Source organism: Streptomyces sp. L7 (assembly GCF_050990935.1).
Classification (GTDB): domain Bacteria; phylum Actinomycetota; class Actinomycetes; order Actinomycetales; family Microbacteriaceae; genus Leifsonia.
On sequence record NZ_CP194644.1, the window covers coordinates 4,054,389 to 4,074,730 of the forward strand.

Consider the following 20,342-nt stretch of genomic DNA (forward strand, 5'->3'; position numbering starts at 1 on the left):
GAAGGGCCGGGATGCTGTCACAGCGTCCCGGCCCTTCTGCGTGCGGTGCCTAGTTGCGGGCGATGGCGAGCAGTCGCAGGATCTCGAGGTACAGCCAGATGACGGTGACCATGATGCCGAACGCGCCCGACCAGCCGTAGACGCGCGGGGCGCGGTTCTTGACCCCGCGCTGGATGAAGTCGAAGTCGAGCACGAGCGAGTAGGCGCCCATGATGACGACGAGGACGCCGATGAGCACGCCGAGCGGGATGCCGAAGATCTTGACATCGCTGCTCAGCCCGAACGCGCTGTGCGTGACACCGGTCCACACCAGGACGACGTTGACGAGCGAGTAGACCAGGTACCCGACCATGGCGATCAGGAAGACCTTCGTGGCCTTGGCCGAGGCGCGGATCTTTCCGGAGGCGAAGAGCGCGAGCGTCACACCGACGACCGCGAGCGTGCCGATGACCGCCTGGACGACGATGCCGGGGTACAGCGACTCGAAGACGGCGGAGATACCGCCGACGAAAATCCCCTGGACGCCGGCGTAGCTCAGGATCAGCGCCGGCGACGGCTTCTTCTTGAAGATGTTGACGAGCGCCAGGACGAAGCCGATGATCGCCGCCGGGAGGACGAGCGCCGGCACCACCCAGCCCACGACGGCTCCGACGACCAGGAGGCCGAACGAGATCGCGCTCTTGGTGATGGTGTCCTCGACCGTCATGCGATCGGTGTCGGCGGACGTCGCGGACGGCGACTGATACATCTGCTCGAGGTTCTCGGCGCTGACCGTGGTGGCCGTCGCCGCCTGCCCGTTGTTCTGGAAGGCCGGATTCGTTGAGAATGCCGGGTTGGTGAGTGCCATGGGTTCCTCGCTTTGTCGGGGACCGCTTACGGTCTCGGTGCGTCCAACTTACCGGGTTGGTTTCTGAGAGTTCTGACAGCTTGCCATGAATCGAGTGCGAGCGCGCCGCCGCGGGCCAGCCACGCCGAACCCACCACGACGACGCTCATGACCACGATGGTGATCCAGCCCTGACCGTACGTGGTCACGTACAACGGGAGGATCAGGCTCGCGGCGATCGGCAGCGCGAGCACGGCGAACGCCGGGAGCGGTCGCAGCCGCACCAGGAGCCACGCGGCCAGCATGACGGCGTAGCACCAGGCGAAGCCGGAGCCGCCGAGCATGAGCCAGGTGAAGCCGAGCACGGGGACGACGACGGCGACCCTTCGGCCGATGGTGGAGGGCATGACCGCCCAGCCCGCGGGCTGCAGGATCGAGCCGACCAGCAGGAACGGCAGGCTGTACGCGGTGGTGACCAGGACGCAGGCGGTGCCGACCACGATCATCGCGAGGCCGGCTGTCCAACGGGCGCGGTACGTGCCCCAGTGCAGGTCGAGCGAGCGGGTCGGCTCGCGCCAGGCGCGGGGCGTCGCAGGCGGCTCCGGTTCGAGTGCGGAGGGCGCCGGAGCCGCAGCCGCGGGCGTCGGGGTGGGAAGACCATCGGGGTCGGTCACCCTCCGATTGTTTCACCCGGGAGTGCGCACCGGAACGGGCCGGACGCCCGGCTAGTATCGCCACATGCGTGCCCGCTCCCGACCGTCCGTCATCGGTCACCGCGGCGCGCCCGGCTACCGGCCCGAGCACACCCGGGCGGCGTACGAGCTGGCGTTCGCCCTCGGCGCCGACTCCGTGGAGCCCGACCTCGTCGCCACGAAGGACGGCGTGCTGGTCGTGCGGCACGAGAACGAGATCTCCGGCACGACGAACGTGGCCGAGCATCCCGAGTTCGCCGCCCGGCGCACGACCAAGGAGGTCGACGGGATGCCGTTGACCGGCTGGTTCACCGAGGACTTCACGTGGGCCGAGCTCGCGACGCTCCGCGCGCGGGAGCGGGTGCCGCACCTGCGCCAGGCGAGCGCGACCTTCGACGACCGCTACCCGATCCTCCGGCTCGCGGACGTGCTGGAGGTCGTGGACGCTGCCTCCGACGCCGCGGGCAGGGCGCTCGGCCTGGTCGCCGAGCTGAAGCACGCCACCTACTTCGAGGCGGCGGGCCTGCCGCTGCACGAGCTGTTCCTGGCCGAGCTCGGGGCGGCGGGCTGGTCCGATCATCCCGGGCTGGTCGCCGAGAGCTTCGAGAAGACCGTGCTCGGCCACCTGCACGACGGCGGGTTCCGGGGCAAGCGGGTCTACCTCCTCGAGGGGGAGGGCGCGCCCGCCGACCGCGTCGCGTCGCTGGGGGCCGCGGCGCCCGGCTACGCGTCCGACTTGACGCTGCGCGGGCTGTACGCCCTGGGCTCGGCGGCGGCTCCCGCCGAGCGCGTGGACGGGATCAGCGTGGACGTCTCCCAGATCCTGCACTCCGGCTCGGTGTCGGTCGGCCTGTTCGGCGAGGACGAGGGCGGTGTCGACATCGGCGCGGTCACCTCCGACCTGGTCGACCTCGCGCACTCGGCCGGCCTGTTCGTCTATTGCTGGACGCTGCGCCCGGAGAACGGGATGCTGCCGGCCGACTTCCGCCGGGCCGGCCGTGACGACGAGTGGGGCGACTGGCGGCGGCTCTTCGCGATCCTGCTGCACTCCGGGGTCGACGGGGTGTTCGCCGACCACCCCGACCTCGCGGTCGCCGTGCGCGACGGACGCTGAACGGTCCGGGGCGCGTTCGACCGCTTCCCGGCCCCCGGCGGCGATGACGGTGGCGGCGGCTAAAATGTGTGGAGACATGACGAGCCTTCCCGACGCCCCCTCCTCCTCTTCCGCGGTGCCCTCCTCCGTGCCGATCATCCTCGACGGCTGGGAGGGCGACGTGCGCACCGGCGACGGCTCCGCCCGCGGTGGCGCCGGCGGCGCGAACGGCGGCGGCGCCGGTCACCGCAGCCCCAACGAGCGCCTGTTCGCCGGGCTCAATCCGCAGCAGCGCGAGGCCGCCGAGTACCGCGGCCCGGCCCTCCTCATCGTCGCGGGCGCAGGCTCGGGGAAGACCAGCGTGCTGACCCGCCGCATCGCGGGACTCATCGAGAGCCGGGAGGCCTGGCCGAGCGAGATCCTCGCGATCACGTTCACCAACAAGGCCGCGAACGAGATGCGCGAGCGCGTCGAGCAGCTCCTCGGCGGCCGGGCGCAGGGCATGTGGATCTCGACGTTCCACTCGGCGTGCGTCCGGATCCTGCGCCGGGAGGCCGAGACGATCGGCAAGACGCAGAGCTTCACGATCTACGACTCCGGCGACACCCGTGCGCTGCTCAAGCGGATCATCAAGGAGCTGGACGCCGACACGCTCGGCTTCACCGTCGCCGGGACGTCCGGCCGCATCTCCAAGCTCAAGAACGAGCTCACCGACATCGAGACCTACGCGCGTTCGGCGAATCTGAGCGACCCGCAGGAGGTGATGTTCCTCGAGATCTTCCGGCAGTACACCCGCGCGCTCCGCCGCGCCAACGCCTTCGACTTCGACGATCTCATCGCCGAGACGGTGTTCCTGTTCCGCGCCTTCCCGAAGGTTGCCGCGCTCTACCAGACCCGGTTCCGGCACATCCTCGTCGACGAGTACCAGGACACCAACCACGCGCAGTACTCGCTCATCCGCGAGCTGACGATGCCGGTCGCGCCCGACGTCGCGGAGCAGATGGAGCAGCACGGCCGCAACGTCGGCAAGCTGCGCGACGTGGTCGGCGCGATCCCCGGGGCCTCGCTGACGGTGGTGGGCGACTCGGACCAGTCGATCTACGCGTTCCGCGGGGCGGACATCCGCAACATCGTGGAGTTCGAGCGCGACTTCCCCGGCGCCAAAGTGGTGCTGCTGGAGCAGAACTACCGGTCGACGCAGAACATCCTGAGCGCGGCCAACGCCGTCATCTCCAACAACTTCGACCGCAAGGACAAGAAGCTGTGGACCGCGGTCGGCGACGGCGACAAGATCGTCGGCTACACCGGCTACTCCGGGCACGACGAGGCGCAGTTCGTCGCGGACGAGATCGAGAAGCTGCACGCCGCGGGCATGGACTACAAGGACATGGCGGTCTTCTACCGCACCAACGCGCAGACCCGTGCGCTGGAGGAGATCTTCATCCGCTCGGCGCTGCCGTACAAGGTCATGGGCGGCACCAAGTTCTACGAGCGCGCCGAGATCAAGGACGCGATGGCATACCTGATCACGGTCGCCAACCCGGACGACACCCTCGCGCTCCGCCGCATCCTGAACACGCCGAAGCGCGGCATCGGCCCGGCGACGGAGACCCAGCTCGCGAGCTACGCGGAGGACAACGGCTTCACGTTCCGCGACGCCATGCGCGACGCCGGGTCGCTGGGTCTCGGCCCCAAGGTGACGGGGGCGATCCTTCAGCTCTCCGGGCTGTTGGACGAGGCCACCGCGAAGATCGACCCGGCCAACCCGGCAGGGGTCTCGCCGGTCGCGGACGTGCTCACCTTCCTGCTCGACGGCAGCGGTTACCTCGAGGTGCTGCGCAACAGCCGCGACCCGCAGGACGAGGCGCGCGCCGAGAACGTGGACGAGCTCGTCGCGGTGACCAAGGAGTTCGCGCGCAACAACCCCGACGGCACGCTGGTCGACTTCCTCACCGAGGTGTCGCTGGTCGCCGCCGCGGACGAGATCGACGACTCCAGCGGATCCGTGTCGCTGATGACGCTTCACACCGCCAAGGGGCTGGAGTACGACGCGGTGTTCCTGACGGGCATCGAGGAGGACCTCCTCCCGCACCGGATGTCGGCCAACGAGCCGGGCGGCCCGGCCGAGGAGCGGCGGCTGTTCTACGTGGGCATCACGCGCGCCAAGAAGCGCCTGTTCCTCTCGCTGGCGATGACGCGCGCGCAGTTCGGCGAGACCGCCGTCGCGATGCCGAGCCGGTACCTGCAGGAGATCCCGGCGGACCTGATCGATTGGCGCCAGTCGCCCGGCGCCGCCAACGGTCGCGGCGGGTCGCAGTCGCGCGCGCTGAACGCCCGCCGGCCCGGCATCGGCGGCGGGACCGCCGGCCGCTGGAACGAGAGCTACCCGGTCGGCGGGAGCGCACCGGCCGAGCGCCCCAAGGCGGAGTGGCCGAACCGGGTCACCGGCAAGGTCCGCGACAACGGCGACCTGGAGCTCGCCCCGGGCGACCGGATCCGGCACGCGGACTTCGGCGACGGCCGGGTGACCAACGTCACCGGCGAAGGCGCCAAGCGCGTCGCGCACGTCCAGTTCGAGAAGGTGGGCGCGAAGAAGCTCCTCATCAAGATCGCCCCGATCGACAAGCTGTGAGGCGGCAGCTCGCCTCGATGAGCGTCGAGGTCGGCTTCCGGGCCGCCGCGGCGGTCGCGGTGCCGTTGCTCCTGTTGCTCGCGGTCGGACGCCTCGACCTCGCGGCGTACGCGACGTTCGGCGCGTTCACTGCGCTGTACGGCCGCAACGAGCCCTACCGGCTCCGCCTCCGCAGCGTCTCGGTGGCCGCGGTCGCGCTGCTGGCGAGCATCGCGCTCGGCGTCCTGGTCGCGGTGCTGGGCGAGCCGCTGGTACTGGTGACGGTCCTTTTGGTCGCGGTGGTCGTGGTCGGGACCTTCTTCGCGACCGCTTTCCAGCTCCTCCCGGCGCAGCCGCTGTTCTTCGTGTTCGCCCTGTTGGTGTGCGCGGCGATCCCGACCCCTGCCGCGGAGGCCTGGGGCCGGATCGGCCTCGCGGCCGCCGTCGCCGCGTTCTCGTGGCTGCTGACGATGTCGGGATGGCTGCTGCGCCGTGCGGCGGGCGACCGCGCTGCGCGAACGGGCGCGGTGCTCTTGAAGAAGCTGCACCGTCGCCCGGGCGTGGACACGAGCGTGCTGCGCGACGGCCGCGTCTGGCTGACCGCGGCGCAGAACGCCGTGGGCGTCCTCCTCGCGGGCGGCGTCGCCCTCGCCTTCGGGCTGGGCCACGCCTATTGGGCGGTGGTGAGCCTGGTCGCCGTCATCCCTCCTGCGCGCGCCGCGCACTCGATCGCCCGTTCGCTGCACCGGATCTTCGGCACCATCGGGGGCGTCCTCGTGGCAGCACTCGTGCTGGTGTGGGGGCCGCCGGCACTCGTGGTGATCGTGGTGATCGTGGTGTGCCAGTTCTTCGCGGAGATGCTGGTCGGCCGTCACTACGGCTCGGCCCTGCTCTTCATCACCCCGATGGCGCTCGCTGTGTCGCACCTGGCCTCCCCGACGCCGCTCAGCACGTTGCTCATCGACCGCGTGTTCGAGACCGTGCTGGGCGCCGCCATCGGGATCGGCCTGGTGCTGCTCGCGCGCTGGGTCGAGCGATCGCGAGGGCTCGCGGGCTAGCCGCTCTCTGGGGACGTCGCGGGCCGGCCGGTCCTTCGGGGCGCCGACTAGCCGCCGTCCTCGGCCAGCGACTGCCGCAACCGGCGCAGGTAGAGGTCGCGCGGACGCTGCCGGAGTCGCATCGGGAGCCGCGGGTAGACCGCCTCCGCCACCTGCATCCGGCGTTCGAAGGCGCGCTCGATCGAGGGGGTCCACGGCAGCTCGAACTGGTCCCGCACCGCGGGCGGCAGCAGCCCGGCCGTGACGATCCGGGCGTCCGGGAGTGCGGCCCGGAGCCAGAGGGGCACGCCCCGGGGATGCAGGATCTGCCGCGCCACCGCGCGCGCGGCGTCCGTCACGCGGAGCCGGCCGATCATGTCGTGCCAGTAGTCCTGGAAGGCGGCCTCGGAGGCCGGCCAGTCCTCGGGGCGGACTCGGAGCGCGGCTCCGGAGCGGGTCGCCTCGCGGTACAGCTCCTCCCGCGCAGCCGGGTCCTGCGGACCGAAGACACGCTCACCGAGGTCGACCATGGTCGCATAGAGGGTCGCCGCCACCCAGAGCTGCAACTCCCGGTCGAAGGCGCTGTACGCCGGCTCCGAGCCGGTGGCCGTGCCGCGAACGGGCGCGTGCGCGCGGTTGACCCGCCGGCGGACCACGTCGAACTCGGCAGGCGTCGCGAAGGTCGCGGCGTAGACGAAGGTCATCGTGGCGTGGAACCGATCCAGCATCCGGTTGGCGAAGTCGCTGTGCTCCACGACGCCGCGCCCCACCGCCGGATGCGCGATCTGCAGCAGCAGCGCCCGGCCGCCACCGGCGAGGCAGAGCGCCTCGCCGGTGAGCTGCAGGTACGTGAGCTGCCCGGACGCTCCGGGGCCACGGACGGTGCGGGCGGTGGTCATGCGTCAATCCTGCAACGGGATGCTGTGTTCCCGCGACGCAGCCGCCATCCGAGCGTGCCGGTCAGCAGCGCGGTTCCGGCGGCCCCGAGGCCGACCGCCGCCGGCCACGCCTCCGCTGCCCAGGAGCCGCCGGTGTCCGCCAGCACTGCCGGCGCCATCGGCGCGGGCGCAGGCTCCTCCGGCGCGGGGACCATGGGAACCGACGCCAGGGTGATCTCCGTGGCTACGCCGAACGCCGACCGCCAGGGACGGATCCGCTCGGCGCCGCCTCCCGCGACCACGCGCTCGGGATCGATCCGCTCGGCCCAGACATAGTGCCCCGCGGCCGGGATGGCGCACTCCGGGGTGTCGTACTCGCCGGTGCCGTTCACCGTCGTCTCCACCGTGCAGACCTCCGGAGCCCCGTCGGGAACGTCCGGCGACTGCGCCAGGGGAGCGTCGAAGGGACCGTACAGTGTGCTCTCCACGACGGCCTCCACCGGCTCGAAGCCGTCGTCCACCGCGCGCACGCCCCAGGACGGCAGGAGCCCGTCCGCGACGTCGACCGAGACGGTGAGCCGGTCATGGATCAGCGCGCCGGGCAGGGCTTCCGGAGTGCTGGTCACCGTCGACACCACAGGCTGGAACGGCAGCGGGGAGGGTCCCGTCGTGGACGCCGCCGCGCGCGCCTCCGCCGTCGCGGGCACCGCCACGAGCACGGCCTGGGCGTCCCCGTGCGGAGCGGCGACCAGCAGCCGGTCGCCGTAGGGCAGGGCGTCGAGGGAGGCCGCAGCGCTCACGGTCACGCTCACCGCTTCGCCCGACGGGACGATCGCCACGTCCGTCCCGGTCGGAACCTCGGCGTCGCCGGCGCCGTCCGCGAAGGTCGCCCCGGCGAGCGACACTCGTGCCCGGTGCTGGCCAGGAGCCAGGAGCTCGGTCCCGGAGGGCCGGAGGACGGCGAGCTCGACCCGCACCCGGCCGGGGCCGGCCTCCGCCAGCTCGAGCACGGCGTCCGCCCGCACCGCGGTCGAGCCGAGGCGTGCTGCCTCATCCACCATCTCGTTCGCCCGGGCGAGCACCCTGCCGGCGTCCGACCCGGCTCGGGCGGCGAGCTCATCCGGCGTGTGGCCGCCCAGGCCCGCGACCAGCCAGGTCGCGATCTGCCCGGCGGCGGCGGTGAGCCGGTCATCGGTTCCCGCCCAGGTGCGGGAGATGTACGCGAGCGAGGCCGACTGCTCCGGCGTGTACCAGCCGAGCGCCGCGGCGTCCGTGTAGTCGTAGCCGTTGCCGGTGGGGCTCGGCTTGCCCGCGTTCAGACAGAAGCCCTGGGCGCCGTCGTCGAGGCGGTAGGTTCCGAGCCACCAGCCGTCGTGGGAGAGGTAGCCGGGGCCGTGGCCGGCTCCGGTCAGGGCGCGGGCGTCGGGGGATGCGACGAGCGCGTGCAGCATGCCCAGGAAGACAGCGAGGCCGGCGAGGACGAAGACGGTCACGAGATTCGAGATGCGATGTGTCATGCCCTCAACCGTCGCGGCGACGGACCGGCCGCGGGCGGATTCGGGCGAATCCGTGGAGAGGTTGTGCGACGCGTCGCCCTGTGGAGGAGAAACGGATTCGGGCTGTTCAGTCGGACGCGCTAAAGTTCTCACTGGCGAATTTATCTCGGCGTCGAGCTATTCTCCCGCCGGACCGCCCAGGAGATAACCGCCGGAGCGCCACGAGCGCGCCGGACATCAGCGGATTGGATAACCGTGGATCTATTCGAGTACCAGGCCAGAGACCTGTTTGAGAAGTACGGCGTCCCGGTCCTTCCGGGCATTGTCGCGGACACTCCGGAGGAGGTCCGTGCGGCCGCGGAGAAGCTGGGCGGCGTCACCGTCGTCAAGGCGCAGGTCAAGGTCGGGGGCCGTGGCAAGGCGGGCGGCGTGAAGGTCGCCAAGACGCCGGACGACGCCGAGGAGGCCGCCAAGGCCATCCTGGGCCTGGACATCAAGGGCCACGTGGTCCGCCGGGTCATGGTCGCCGGCGGCGCGCGCATCGCCCGCGAGTTCTACTTCTCGGTGCTCCTGGACCGGGCCAACCGCTCCTACCTGTCGCTGACAAGCGTCGAGGGCGGAATGGAGATCGAGCAGCTCGCGGTCGAGAAGCCCGAGGCGCTCGCGCGCATCGAGGTCGACCCGCGCGGCGGCATCGACACCGCGAAGGCCACCGAGATCGCCAAGGCCGCGGGCTTTCCCGACGACCTGGTCGCGAAGGTCGCCGACGTGTTCGTCAAGCTCTACGACGTCTACACCGGCGAGGACGCGACCCTGGTCGAGGTCAACCCGCTGGTGCTGACCGAGGAGGGCGACATCATCGCCCTCGACGGCAAGGTCACCCTCGACGAGAATGCGGACTTCCGTCACGCCGACCACGAGGCGCTCGAAGACGCGGAAGCCGCAGACCCCCTGGAGGCCAAGGCCAAGAAGGCCGGCCTCAACTACGTCAAGCTCGACGGTCAGGTCGGCATCATCGGCAACGGCGCGGGCCTGGTCATGTCCACCCTCGACGTCGTCGCCTACGCGGGCGAGAAGCACAAGGGCGTCAAGCCGGCGAACTTCCTCGACATCGGCGGCGGCGCGTCCGCCGAGGTCATGGCGGCCGGCCTCGACGTCATCCTCAACGACCCGCAGGTCGAGAGCGTCTTCGTCAACGTCTTCGGCGGCATCACCGCCTGCGACGCGGTCGCGAACGGCATCGTGAAGGCACTGGAGATCCTCGGCGACGAGGCGAACAAGCCCCTGGTCGTGCGTCTCGACGGCAACAAGGTCGAGGAGGGCCGCCGCATCCTCAACGAGGCGAACCACCCGTTGGTCACCCTCGCACTCACCATGGACGAAGGCGCCGACAAGGCCGCCGAGCTGGCCGCGAAGTAAGCAAGGACGAATCAGAGAATGTCTATCTTCCTCAACAAGGACTCCAAGGTCATCGTCCAGGGCATCACCGGCGGCGAGGGCACCAAGCACACCGCGCTCATGCTGAAGGCGGGCACCCAGGTCGTCGGCGGCGTCAACGCCCGCAAGGCCGGCACCACCGTGACCCACGGCGACGTCGAGCTCCCCGTCTTCGGCACGGTCGTGGAGGCCATCGAGAAGACCGGCGCGGACGTCTCGATCATCTTCGTGCCGCCGGCGTTCGCCAAGGACGCGATGGTGGAGGCCATCGACGCCGAGATCCCGCTGCTCGTCGTCATCACCGAGGGCATCCCGGTGCAGGACTCGGCCGAGGCCTGGGCGTATGCCAAGGAGAAGGGCAACAAGACCCGGATCATCGGCCCGAACTGCCCCGGCATCATCACCCCGGGTGAGTCGCTCGTCGGCATCACCCCGGCGACCATCACCGGCAAGGGCCCGATCGGCCTGGTCTCCAAGTCCGGCACGCTGACCTACCAGATGATGTACGAGCTGCGCGACCTGGGCTTCTCGACCGCCATCGGCATCGGCGGCGACCCGGTCATCGGCACCACCCACATCGACGCGCTCGCCGCGTTCGAGGCCGACCCGGAGACCAAGGCGATCGTCATGATCGGCGAGATCGGCGGCGACGCCGAGGAGCGCGCGGCCGACTTCATCAAGGCCAACGTGACCAAGCCGGTCGTCGGTTACGTGGCCGGCTTCACCGCGCCCGAGGGCAAGACGATGGGCCACGCCGGTGCGATCGTGTCCGGCTCGGCCGGCACGGCGCAGGCGAAAAAGGAGGCGTTGGAGGCTGCGGGCGTGAAGGTCGGCAAGACCCCGTCCGAGACCGCCGCGCTGCTGCGCGAGGTCTACGCGGCGCTGTAACGGCACCGCTCGAATCCGCCGATCGGGGCCGGACTCCTCCACGGAGTCCGGCCCCGATCCGTTTCTCCACAACCGGGATCGGGGCCTGCCCGCCGCCGGTACGGCGGCGCTACAGTGAGCACCACCGTCCGGGAGGGGATGCGATGCCACGTCTGACGAACGCCGAGCTGGAGCGTCGTATCGCGGCGCTCGAAGCCGAGAACGCGACGCTCAGGGGCCGGCTGGACCCGAACTCCACCGAGCCGCTGCCGGACCTCGCACCCGCGCCGGAACCCACGCACAAGCGCGGCTGGGGGTGGACCCTGCTCGCCGTCGTGCTGATCGTGATCGGCGCGATCCTCGCCCCCGTCGCGGTGGTGGCCTCCTGGGCGAAGGTGCAGCTCACCGATACGGACGCGTTCGTCGCCACCTACGCGCCGCTCGCGAACGACCCGGGCGTCCAGGCCTACGTCACCGACGAGACCGTCAAAGTCATCCAGCAGCACGTCGACATCCCGCAGCTCACCTCGCAGGTGATCGACGGCATCACCGGCCTGGGCACCGGGCCCGTGGCGACGAAGGCGCTCGACGCCCTCAAGGCGCCGCTCGCGCAGGGCATCGTGTCGCTGATCCAGACCACCGTCGGCCGGTTCGTGGCCTCCGACGCGTTCGCACAGGTGTGGCAGGACGCCCTGCGGGTCAGTCACACCCAGCTCGTCGCGACGATGCAGGGCAATCCGCAGGCGGCGATCGCGATCGGCAAGGACGGTTCGGTCGGGATCCAGCTCGGACCCATCATCGACAAGGTCAAACAGCGCCTGGTCGATCAGGGCATCACCTTCGCGTCCCGCATCCCGACGATCGACAAGACGATCACCGTCGCCCAGAACTCGTCCATCCCCACCATCCAGGTCTTCTACAACCTCGCTCTCGTCGCAGGCGCGTGGCTGCCCTGGGTCTCGATCGGCCTGCTCGCGCTCGGCGTGATCGTGGCCCGTCGCCGCGCCCTCGCCCTGATCGGAGCCGCGTCGGCGCTGGCCATCGCGATGATCGTCGTGGTGTCCGCCATCGCGATCGGCCAGATCGTGTTCATCGCTTCGGCGTCCCCCGGCCTGGTGCCGGCGGGAGTGGCGACGACCCTGTACACGACCGTCTCGACGGCGATGAAGGACACCGGCGTCGCCGTGCTCGTGCTGGCGATCGTCGTCGCCCTGGTCGGCTGGTACTCGGGGCCGTTCGGGGTGCCGCGCAAGCTGCGCGGCTTCTTCGGCTCCGGGGTGACCTGGGCGCGGGAGTCGGCCGAGCGCCACGGGATCACCACCGGCCGGGTGGGGGCGTGGCTGTACGCCCAGCGGGTGCTGCTGCGGGCCGCGGTCGCGGTCATCGCGGCGGCGGTCGTCCTGTTCGTGCGCCCGCTGACGCCGTCGCTCATCATCTGGACGCTGGTGATCGCGGCGGTCGTCATCGCCATCCTGGAGCTCGTCCAGCGGCCGGTCATCACCGTCCCGGAGAACGCCGACGACGACACCGAGGTGATGACCGTCTCCTGAGCCCCGAAGTGTCTGCGGGGTGCCTCGGAGAGGATCAGGGCTCCGGACGTCGGAGTCCGTTGGTCAGCGCGCTTTGAACAGCGCGAACAGGTCGCTTTCCCGAACTGTGGAGGCCGCCGCAGCGACGCCCAGCACAAACATCGCCACCGCGGTCCCGGCTGGGAGCGCCAGCACAGGAAGCAGCGTGCCCATATCGATCTGCAGGAGGAGCGCGACCGCGACGGAGACCAGGGCCGCCACCGCCGACGCGGGGAGGCCGACCAGCGTGGCCTCGGCCAGCATCGTCCCCATGACGAAGGCGCGACTGGCGCCGGCGTGAAGCGAACCGGCGAGCTCCAGACGGCGGCCGCGGGAGTACGCGACGCCGAGGACCAGCGCGCCGGCGGCAGCGAGGGCTGGTGTGTACCGGGTTGCGCGCTCGGCGAAGGCCTCCACGCCCGTGAAAACCTGCCCGGCCACCGGATTCAGCGGGTCGAGCGAGGTCTCCTTCGAGGACGCATCGGGTGACAGCGCCGTCAGCAGGAGCGGGTCGCGATCGCGGGTGGCCGGCCAGGTGTCCGCCCAGCACTCCGATGCGCTGCCCGTCGGCGCGACGATCGAGATGAGAGCAGACGAGAGCCGGGCCTCGCCGCCTTCGCGCGGGCCGGGCGCGAACGTCCCGAGGACGGTCACGGGACCGTCTCGCGCCATGAGGACAGTGCCGCGATCCGCGCCGAGTTCGGCCGCGAACGTCGTAGCGAGGTACACCCCTCCGGCTCCGGTGTCGGTGATCCCCAGGCGCGCGGCGAGTCCAGGGCTGATTTCGTAGACCGGGAGTGTGCTGGATCCGGCTTCGAGCAACGAGATGGACTCTCCTTGTGCGAGCGAGCCGGAGGCCGCGAACCCGGCCGCTGTCGGGAGCCTCTCGCAGAGGTCGCGGTCGATCGCGGCGGGCGACGAGAGTACCCGTGTCGCGCCGCCCGCTGCTCGAAAGGCGTCGGCCTGGCGTTCCAGTCCGGCGATCATCACCGCGTCGAGGAGCGCACTCGCGACGATCAGGGACGCGAGGACTGCCCCGTGAATGAACGAACGCAGCGGACTGGTCGCGACGTTTCGTCGGCTCTCGCCGGCCATGGACCGGAAGGGGGTGAGCCTCACGACGGTTCGACGTCCGACGCGCCGGGTGTCCGATCGAGCTTCAATCGATGGCTGCACGCGGCGACAGTGTCCGGGTCGTGGGTGGCGACGACGACGATTGCGCCGATGCGGGCGAGCGAGCGGAGGATGCCGTTGATTGTCGAGGCATTGGCGCGGTCCAGCTGTGCGGTCGGCTCGTCGACCAGCAGGAGGTCGGGGCCGGCGGCGATCGCTCGGCACAGCATGAGCCGCTGGGCTTCCCCGCCCGAGAGTTGAGAGAAGGTGCGATCGGCGAGAGCGCGGAGGCCGAGCTCGCCGAGGATGCGCTCCGCCCGCCCGACGGCCTCCGCCCGAGCGGCGCCGCGCGCGATGAGCGGGTAGACCACGTGATCGATCGCGGTTCGGCGCGCCTGGCCATGCGGGTTCTGGAATACCCAGCCGGTGCTGTCGATTCCGACGCGGTTGATCCTCCCGGCTGTCGGCGCCTCCCAGCCGGCGAGGAGCGAGAGGAACGTCGACTTGCCCGACCCGGACGGCCCGGTCACGGCCCAGACCTCACCGGGCGACATCGTCGAGGTGAGGCCCTGGAAGATCGGCACGCCACGGGTGAAGGCGTGTCCGACGTCGTCGACCTCCAATCGCGCGCCGCTGCCCGTGCTCACCCGCAGTCTTTCGCCGTCACCGCGGACCCGATCCGGATCCGGTCGGGAATGTCGCTGTAGAAGACGACATAGGACGTTCCGAGCCGGCTCGCCGCGATCCGCACCGCGGTCGTCTCCCCGCTTTCGAGCTGTACGCACCGGGCGTCCGCCACACCTATGACGGCGCCGGGCGGCACGGAGACGACGCGAAGCGGGGCGACGAGTCGCGTCGAGACAGTCAACGCGGTGTCCTTGGGCTTCGCGGCGTTCGCCAGGTATTCGGGCGACGCGGCGACCGCGTCGAGGTTGGCGCGGTCCTCGATGACACCGCTTTCGGGCATCCCGAACTCGTGGGCTCCGAGTCGGATCGTGCGGTCGCCCGGGACAAGCGCGGTCGTCTCTCCGGCGACGAGGGCGAGTGAGCGCAGCATGCCGGGCACCTCTGCGAAGGGACTGCCGGTGTCGTAGCGCTCGCCGACGGTGACCTCGCAGGACGACACCGCTACCGAGGGTGCGGGGAGCCACGCGACCGTAGAGATCCGGAGCGAGCCGTCGGCTGGTGTCACCCCGGTGCGACGCTGGAGGTCCTTGAGGGCGTCTCGGACGGCGGCGCTGTATGGGCCTTCGGCGTCCACGTCGAACCCGAGCCCGCGGAGCGCATGCCGTAGAGCGGCGATGTCGGTTCCTTCATCGCCGGGAACGAGGTCGCGGAAGAGGGGTGTGCTGCTCGCGAGCGCCACGACCGGCGCCGCGTCGACGTGCGCGATCACGTCCCCGCTTCGGATCGTCCCGCCGGAGACGCACCCGGAGCCTGTCACCATCCCGTTCGTGTTCAGGGCGATGGGGGCGGTGCGGTCGACGGTGGCGGTCAGGCCCATGGAGCGCTCGTCCCGGAACTCGATCTCCGTGAGGCCGAGTGTGCTCGGAAGGGCCGACGGCTGGAGCCCCTCGGGTGCGGACGGGGCGAATGCGAGCATGGAGGACGACGCCGCCGGCCAGCCCGACGAGAGCCGTGGCGACAGGGAGCAGGATTCGGCGGATCACTCGGGCAACCCGATGACCATGCTGTACGGGGAGGCGTCATTGGCCTCGCCGGCTTGCGAATGGTCGCTAAGAAGGTCCGGATCGGCATGCAAGACGCCGTCGGGCTCGTCGATCGCCGTGAACGACGACGCGGTCTTCCTGGCCTCCCCGCTCCGCGTGAAGCGCACGCCGTCGTCGCGACGAGCCGGGGTCGCGTGCCGACGATAGCTGCCGGTCGTGTAAAAGCGGTATTCGTCATTCCCCGAATCCGATCACGATGTGCGCTGTGAACAGGCACATCTGCACCCTCTCGTCTTTGACGTCGAAAGGGAGGGCGTCGTAGTCGTCGTGCCCGGGTCCGAACGCCGACTCGAAGTCGTCGCGACCGAACGAAGAAGGTGCGAGCTTCTCGCGGTGAAGGCACGCCGCGCCTGCGGCCGCGGTGTCGCGGAGGAGCCCAGGATTGCCCTGTTGCACCACATAGAGCTCGTCGATGACGACGATCGTGGAACGTGCGCACGTGTAGTCCAACTCGACCAGACGTTCAACCGAGAATTCATCGTCCGGCTTCGGCGGAGTCTCGTGAATGACTCCATTGGGGAACCGGAGTTCTTCGGTTTCGACCCCGTGCTGGGCCATGCATTCACGATAGCGGTCGTGCGCTTCCTCATAATCGCTCTGTGAAATCGTTCCGCGATCCAACGCGCGCTCGAGCACCTGCGTCTCGAAGTCTGTCACTTGGCCGGTGAGTTTCTCGCTGATGAGAGCAGCGAACGAGTCAGCCAGTTTGTCCCCAGCCGCGTGCTGCGAGGAGCAGCCGCCGATGAGCGCGGCGAACGCGACCATTGCGATCGCGGAGGCGATTCGCGTCAGAGAGGGAGTCATGTGTGCTTTCGGAGTGGAGCCGTGAATGGGACACGGAGACGGGTTCGTGCAAGCGAGTTCTCCGTCTCCGTCTCCGTCTCGTGGAGGTCAGCTCGAAACGATCAGCTTGCCGTCGCGGAAGAACTGGGCCTTGTGGGTCATGTTGAATCCGTTGACCACCGCGAGCGTCGAGCTTGACGAGCGTGCGCCCCACTTCTAGTCGTTGCCGAGCACTGCGTACGCCTGCATCATCCCGTCGCTCGCTGTGTTGGACGTCGCCCCCGCGTACGCCTCTACCCACGACGACGACACGTAGTGCCAAATCGCCGCGTTCGCCGGCACTGCCGTGCCGACGGCGAGGCCGACCGACGCAGCGACAGCGATGGCGCCAGCGGCGACGCGGGAGCGGATGGTACGTGTTTTTTCATGGCCATAGCCAAACAGAGAAGATAGTAAAATTCAAGACGTATAGACGCAAGATGTTTATCTCACCAGTCTAGTCAGAGCGGCCGCGAGTGTTTGCGGGCAGGAACGCTGTGCGAGTATCGGCCGTCGGCATCCACGCCGAAACCGGGCCCGCGGGGTGCGTGCCCCAGCGATGAAACCATGACCGTCTCCAGAGCCCCGAAGTGTCTGCGGGGTGGGCGACCGCCCGGCGGGTAGGCTCCATCCGGTCATGAATCGCACAACCGTCGCCCTGCTCGCCGCGCTCGAGGCGGTCATCGTCGCGGCGATCGGGCTCGCGGTCTGCCTCGTCCCGCTCACCGTGCTGTGGGCGGCGCAATATCATCTCGCCGGCGACTTCGCGATCGTCTGGCGGGCGACGGCGGACATCTGGCTGATCGGGCACGGCGTCGACCTCACCGTGACGCTGGACCCGCAGCTCGTCGGATCCCTGGGCCTCCCGGCCGCCGCCGCGCCGTTCCAGGTGACGATCGCACTCCTGGGATTCGCCGCGCTCACCGCCGGGCTCGGAGTGCGCACGGGGCTGCGTGCGGCCGAGACGCCGTACCGCTCGACCGGCGCCGTCTCCGCCATCGCAGTGTTCTTCCTGATCTCCGTCGTGGTCACGGCGACCGGAGGCAGCGAGCTCGTGCAGCCGTCGCTCTGGCGGGGCTTCGTGCTCCCCACCTTCGTCTACGCGCTCGGCATCGGGATCGGCTTCGTGTTCGCGGCGCTCCGCGGCGTGCGGGAGCCGTCCACCGACCACGCCGACGGGGCGCGCGACGACCGCTCGGCGCCGGGCCGGGGCGCCCCCGCGCCGGTCGCCGTCGCGGCCCGCTCCCGGGTCGCCGCCGTCCCCGCCCCGGTCCGCACCGCGGTCCTCGGGGCCCTGCGCGCCGGGAGCGCCGCGACCGCCATCGTCATCGGCCTGTCCGCGTTGCTCCTGACGCTTCTCATCTTCGGCAACTACGGCGCGATCATCGGGCTTTACGAGCAGCTGCAGACCGGTGTCGCCGGCGGCATCGCCCTGACCATCGCCCAGCTCGCGTTCCTCCCGAACCTCGTCGTCTGGCTGATGTCCTGGCTGGTCGGGCCCGGGTTCGCCATCGGTACGGGGTCCACGGTCAGCCCGATCGGCACCGCGCTCGGCCCGCTTCCGGGCGTCCCGCTCTTCGGCGTCATCCCGGCGCACGGCTACACCTTCGGTCTGGCGGGTGTGATCGTGCCCCTGCTGGCGGGCTTCCTCGCCGCCGCCCTGCTGCGCGGCACGAGGAGGGCCCAGACGGACGGGGCATTGGCGCTCGTTCTCACCGCGCTCGGCATCGGCGTCGTCGCGGGAATCGAGCTGGGCCTCCTGGCCTGGTGGTCCTCCGGAGCCCTCGGCCCCGGACGTCTCCACGATGTCGGACCGAACCCGTGGCTGGTCGGCGCGCTCGCGGCGGGGAGGTGGCGGTCGCCGCCGTCATCGGCCTGCTGGCGGGAGCCCGCATCCGGCGCTGAGCGCCGAGCACGCCATCGCCGGTCGGAGCGCGCCTCCCCGGATGGGTAGGCTGGTCGCGTGCTCTCGATCGTCGTGCTGATCTCCGGTGGTGGCTCCAATCTGCGTGCGCTGCTGGAGGCCGCCTCCGACGCCGAGTTCCCGGCCCGTGTCGTCGCGGTGGGAGCCGACCGGGAGGCCGACGGGCTCGACCACGCCGAGGAGTTCGGCATCCCGTCGTTCACGGTGCCCTACACGTCCTACGACAGCCGGGAGGAGTGGGGCGACGCCCTGCTGGAGCAGATCCGGCTGTGGGAGCCCGACCTGGTCATCCTGTCCGGCTTCATGCGCCTGCTGCCCCCGCGCGTCGTCGACGGCCTCTCGCCGCACCTGATCAACACCCACCCGGCCTACCTGCCCGAGTTCCCCGGCGCGCACGGCGTCCGGGACGCGCTCGCCGCCGGCGCCACCCAGACCGGCGCCAGCCTGATCGTGGTCGACAACGGCGTCGACGCCGGCCCCGTGATCAGCCAGCAACGCGTCCCGATCGTGCCGGGCGACACCGAGGCCAGCCTGCACGAACGCATCAAACCCGTGGAGCGACGGCTGCTGATCGACGCCGTCCTCGACATCGCCAACGGACACATCGACCTCAAGGAGCTCTCCCGAGTATGAGCGGACCCCGCCACGACGCCAGCCTCTACCGCGAACGGGACGTCGTCCCGATCCGCCGCGCACTGATCTCGGTCAGCGACAAGACCGGCCTGCTCGACCTCGCCGCGACGCTGGCAGAGGCCGGCGTCGAGATCGTGTCGACGGGCTCCACCGCGCAGACCATCCGCGACGCTGGCCACGCCGTGACCGATGTCGCGAGCGTCACCGGGTTCCCGGAGTCTCTCGACGGCCGGGTGAAGACGCTGCACCCCGCCATCCACTCGGGCCTGCTGGCCGACCTGCGGCTCGCCTCGCACGAGGAGCAACTGAAGGATCTCGGCATCGAGCCGTTCGAGCTCGTCGTCGTCAACCTCTACCCGTTCGTGGAGACTGTCGCTTCGGGCGCGGTCGGCAACGACGTGGTGGAGCAGATCGACATCGGCGGCCCGGCGATGGTGCGCGCGTCGGCCAAGAACCACGCCAACGTCGCGATCGTCGTCTCGCCGGAGGACTATGCCGAGGTCGCGAAGGCGGTCGCCGCAGGCGGGACGAGCTTCGACCAGCGCCGCGGGCTGGCTGCGAAGGCGTTCGCGCACACGGCCTCCTACGACGGTGCCGTCGCGGCGTGGTTCGCGGGGGAGGCGCCCTCCACCGCCGATTTCGCCGAGCGGTTCGAGGTGCGCGCCGAGCTGAAGCAGACCCTCCGTTACGGTGAGAACTCCCACCAGGCCGCGGCGCTGTACGCCGACCCCGCCGGCCGCGGCATCGCCCAGGCGACGCAGCTCGGCGGCAAAGAGATGTCGTACAACAACTACGTGGACGCCGACGCGGCGCTGCGCAGCGCGTACGACTTCACCGAGCCGGCCGTTGCGATCATCAAGCACGCCAACCCGTGCGGCATCGCGGTCTCCGACGACATCGCGGACGCCCACCGCAAGGCGCACGAGTGCGACCCGGTGTCGGCGTACGGCGGCGTGATCGCGGCGAACCGCACGGTGACGCTCGCGATGGCCGAGACGGTGAAGGGCATCTTCACCGAGGTGCTCATCGCCCCGGACTTCGAGCCGGAGGCGCTGGAGCTGCTGCAGACCAAGAAGAACCTCCGCATCCTCCGCCTGCCCGAGGGCTACGCGCGGTCGGCGACCGAGTTCCGCCAGCTCTCCGGCGGCGTGCTGGTGCAGGACGCCGACCGCTTCGATGCGTTCGACTCCAGCGGCTGGACGCTGGTCTCCGGCGAGGAGGCCGACGCCGCAACGCGCGCCGACCTCGAGTTCGCCTGGAAGGCGTGCCGTGCGGTCAAGTCGAACGCCATTCTGCTCGCCAAGGACGGCGCCTCCGTCGGCGTCGGCATGGGCCAGGTCAACAGGGTGGACTCCTGCAACCTCGCCGTCAGTCGTGCGGGCGATCGGGCCGCGGGCTCGGTGGCGGCCTCGGACGCGTTCTTCCCGTTCGCGGACGGCCCGGAGATCCTGATCGCCGCGGGCGTGTCCGCGATCGTGCAGCCGGGCGGCTCGATCCGCGACGAGGACGTCATCGACGCGGCGAAGGCGGCTGGAGTGACGATGTACTTCACCGGAGAACGCCACTTCTTCCACTGAGACCGTGACCACTCCACCGGGCCTGGGCTCGGCGGATT

General features: G+C 70.4%; 18 protein-coding genes. 10 read left to right on the forward strand and 8 right to left on the reverse strand.

From position 1 onward, the window contains the following. Positions 1–49 precede the first annotated feature (49 nt). A complete protein-coding gene (locus tag ACR5MH_RS20585; RefSeq protein WP_431348876.1) occupies positions 50–847 on the reverse strand; it encodes a Bax inhibitor-1/YccA family protein in 798 nt (265 codons plus the stop codon). A 26-nt stretch (positions 848–873) separates the two neighbouring features. Beyond that, complete coding sequence (locus ACR5MH_RS20590) at positions 874–1,500, reverse strand: hypothetical protein (protein WP_431348877.1); 627 nt, start codon at positions 1,498–1,500, stop codon at positions 874–876. Positions 1,501–1,564: 64 nt separating this feature from the next. Between ACR5MH_RS20590 and ACR5MH_RS20595 the strand changes: the two genes are divergently transcribed. The 3 genes from ACR5MH_RS20595 to ACR5MH_RS20605 all read left to right on the forward strand — a co-directional run bounded on the left by ACR5MH_RS20595 (position 1,565) and on the right by ACR5MH_RS20605 (position 6,280). Beyond that, entirely contained in the window at positions 1,565–2,632 is a 1,068-nt protein-coding gene (locus ACR5MH_RS20595) for a glycerophosphodiester phosphodiesterase family protein (RefSeq protein WP_433862105.1), read from the forward strand. Between the two features lie 76 nt (positions 2,633–2,708). Next, positions 2,709–5,243: an ATP-dependent helicase gene (locus ACR5MH_RS20600; protein ID WP_431348878.1), complete on the forward strand. Its 2,535-nt coding sequence runs from the start codon at positions 2,709–2,711 to the stop codon at positions 5,241–5,243. A gap of 17 nt (positions 5,244–5,260) precedes the next feature. Continuing rightward, positions 5,261–6,280 (forward strand): FUSC family protein, encoded by a 1,020-nt coding sequence (locus ACR5MH_RS20605; RefSeq protein ID WP_431348879.1) that lies wholly within the window; start codon positions 5,261–5,263, stop codon positions 6,278–6,280. 47 nt (positions 6,281–6,327) lie between these two features. Here ACR5MH_RS20605 and ACR5MH_RS20610 read toward each other — a convergent pair whose 3' ends face one another. Continuing rightward, positions 6,328–7,158 (reverse strand): oxygenase MpaB family protein, encoded by an 831-nt coding sequence (locus ACR5MH_RS20610; protein ID WP_431348880.1) that lies wholly within the window; start codon positions 7,156–7,158, stop codon positions 6,328–6,330. Further along, entirely contained in the window at positions 7,155–8,654 is a 1,500-nt protein-coding gene (locus tag ACR5MH_RS20615; protein ID WP_431348881.1) for a hypothetical protein, read from the reverse strand. Before ACR5MH_RS20615 ends, ACR5MH_RS20610 begins: the two co-directional genes overlap by 4 nt. A gap of 234 nt (positions 8,655–8,888) precedes the next feature. On the opposite strand from ACR5MH_RS20615, the gene sucC reads away from it, so the two are divergent. From sucC to ACR5MH_RS20630, 3 genes are all read left to right on the forward strand, one after another. Then, on the forward strand, positions 8,889–10,052 hold the full coding sequence (gene sucC, locus ACR5MH_RS20620; RefSeq protein WP_431348882.1) for an ADP-forming succinate--CoA ligase subunit beta: 1,164 nt from the start codon (positions 8,889–8,891) through the stop codon (positions 10,050–10,052). Positions 10,053–10,070: 18 nt separating this feature from the next. Further along, on the forward strand, positions 10,071–10,958 hold the full coding sequence (sucD, locus tag ACR5MH_RS20625) for a succinate--CoA ligase subunit alpha (protein ID WP_115697861.1): 888 nt from the start codon (positions 10,071–10,073) through the stop codon (positions 10,956–10,958). Positions 10,959–11,101: 143 nt separating this feature from the next. Continuing rightward, the gene (locus ACR5MH_RS20630; protein ID WP_433862106.1) at positions 11,102–12,487 is read left to right on the forward strand and encodes a hypothetical protein; all 1,386 of its coding nucleotides are present in this window, start codon (positions 11,102–11,104) and stop codon (positions 12,485–12,487) included. 63 nt (positions 12,488–12,550) lie between these two features. On the opposite strand, the gene ACR5MH_RS20635 is transcribed toward ACR5MH_RS20630, so the two are convergent. From ACR5MH_RS20635 to ACR5MH_RS20645, 3 genes are read right to left on the reverse strand one after another with little or no spacing between them, the layout of a single operon-like run. Then, positions 12,551–13,600 carry a hypothetical protein gene (locus tag ACR5MH_RS20635; RefSeq protein ID WP_431348884.1) on the reverse strand — a complete coding sequence of 350 codons (1,050 nt, stop codon included), beginning with the start codon at positions 13,598–13,600 and terminating at the stop codon, positions 12,551–12,553. 20 nt (positions 13,601–13,620) lie between these two features. Further along, a complete protein-coding gene (locus tag ACR5MH_RS20640; RefSeq protein ID WP_431348885.1) occupies positions 13,621–14,265 on the reverse strand; it encodes an ABC transporter ATP-binding protein in 645 nt (214 codons plus the stop codon). Next, positions 14,262–15,221 carry a peptidoglycan-binding protein gene (locus ACR5MH_RS20645; RefSeq protein ID WP_431348886.1) on the reverse strand — a complete coding sequence of 320 codons (960 nt, stop codon included), beginning with the start codon at positions 15,219–15,221 and terminating at the stop codon, positions 14,262–14,264. The genes ACR5MH_RS20640 and ACR5MH_RS20645 overlap by 4 nt, the downstream gene beginning before the upstream one ends. On the opposite strand from ACR5MH_RS20645, the gene ACR5MH_RS20650 reads away from it, so the two are divergent. Then, positions 15,220–15,495 (forward strand): hypothetical protein, encoded by a 276-nt coding sequence (locus ACR5MH_RS20650; protein WP_431348887.1) that lies wholly within the window; start codon positions 15,220–15,222, stop codon positions 15,493–15,495. The genes ACR5MH_RS20645 and ACR5MH_RS20650 overlap by 2 nt on opposite strands. 27 nt (positions 15,496–15,522) lie before the next feature. Here the strand turns inward: ACR5MH_RS20650 and ACR5MH_RS20655 are convergent, their stop codons facing one another. After that, positions 15,523–16,152 (reverse strand): hypothetical protein, encoded by a 630-nt coding sequence (locus tag ACR5MH_RS20655; RefSeq protein ID WP_433862107.1) that lies wholly within the window; start codon positions 16,150–16,152, stop codon positions 15,523–15,525. 655 nt (positions 16,153–16,807) lie between these two features. Between ACR5MH_RS20655 and ACR5MH_RS20660 the strand changes: the two genes are divergently transcribed. From ACR5MH_RS20660 to purH, 3 genes are read left to right on the forward strand one after another with little or no spacing between them, the layout of a single operon-like run. Then, positions 16,808–18,124, forward strand: coding sequence for a cell division protein PerM (locus ACR5MH_RS20660; RefSeq protein WP_433862108.1), 1,317 nt, complete (start codon positions 16,808–16,810; stop codon positions 18,122–18,124). A gap of 9 nt (positions 18,125–18,133) precedes the next feature. Then, a complete protein-coding gene (purN, locus tag ACR5MH_RS20665) occupies positions 18,134–18,727 on the forward strand; it encodes a phosphoribosylglycinamide formyltransferase (protein WP_431348890.1) in 594 nt (197 codons plus the stop codon). Then, entirely contained in the window at positions 18,724–20,304 is a 1,581-nt protein-coding gene (purH, locus tag ACR5MH_RS20670; RefSeq protein WP_433862109.1) for a bifunctional phosphoribosylaminoimidazolecarboxamide formyltransferase/IMP cyclohydrolase, read from the forward strand. Before purN ends, purH begins: the two co-directional genes overlap by 4 nt. Positions 20,305–20,342: the final 38 nt, after the last annotated feature.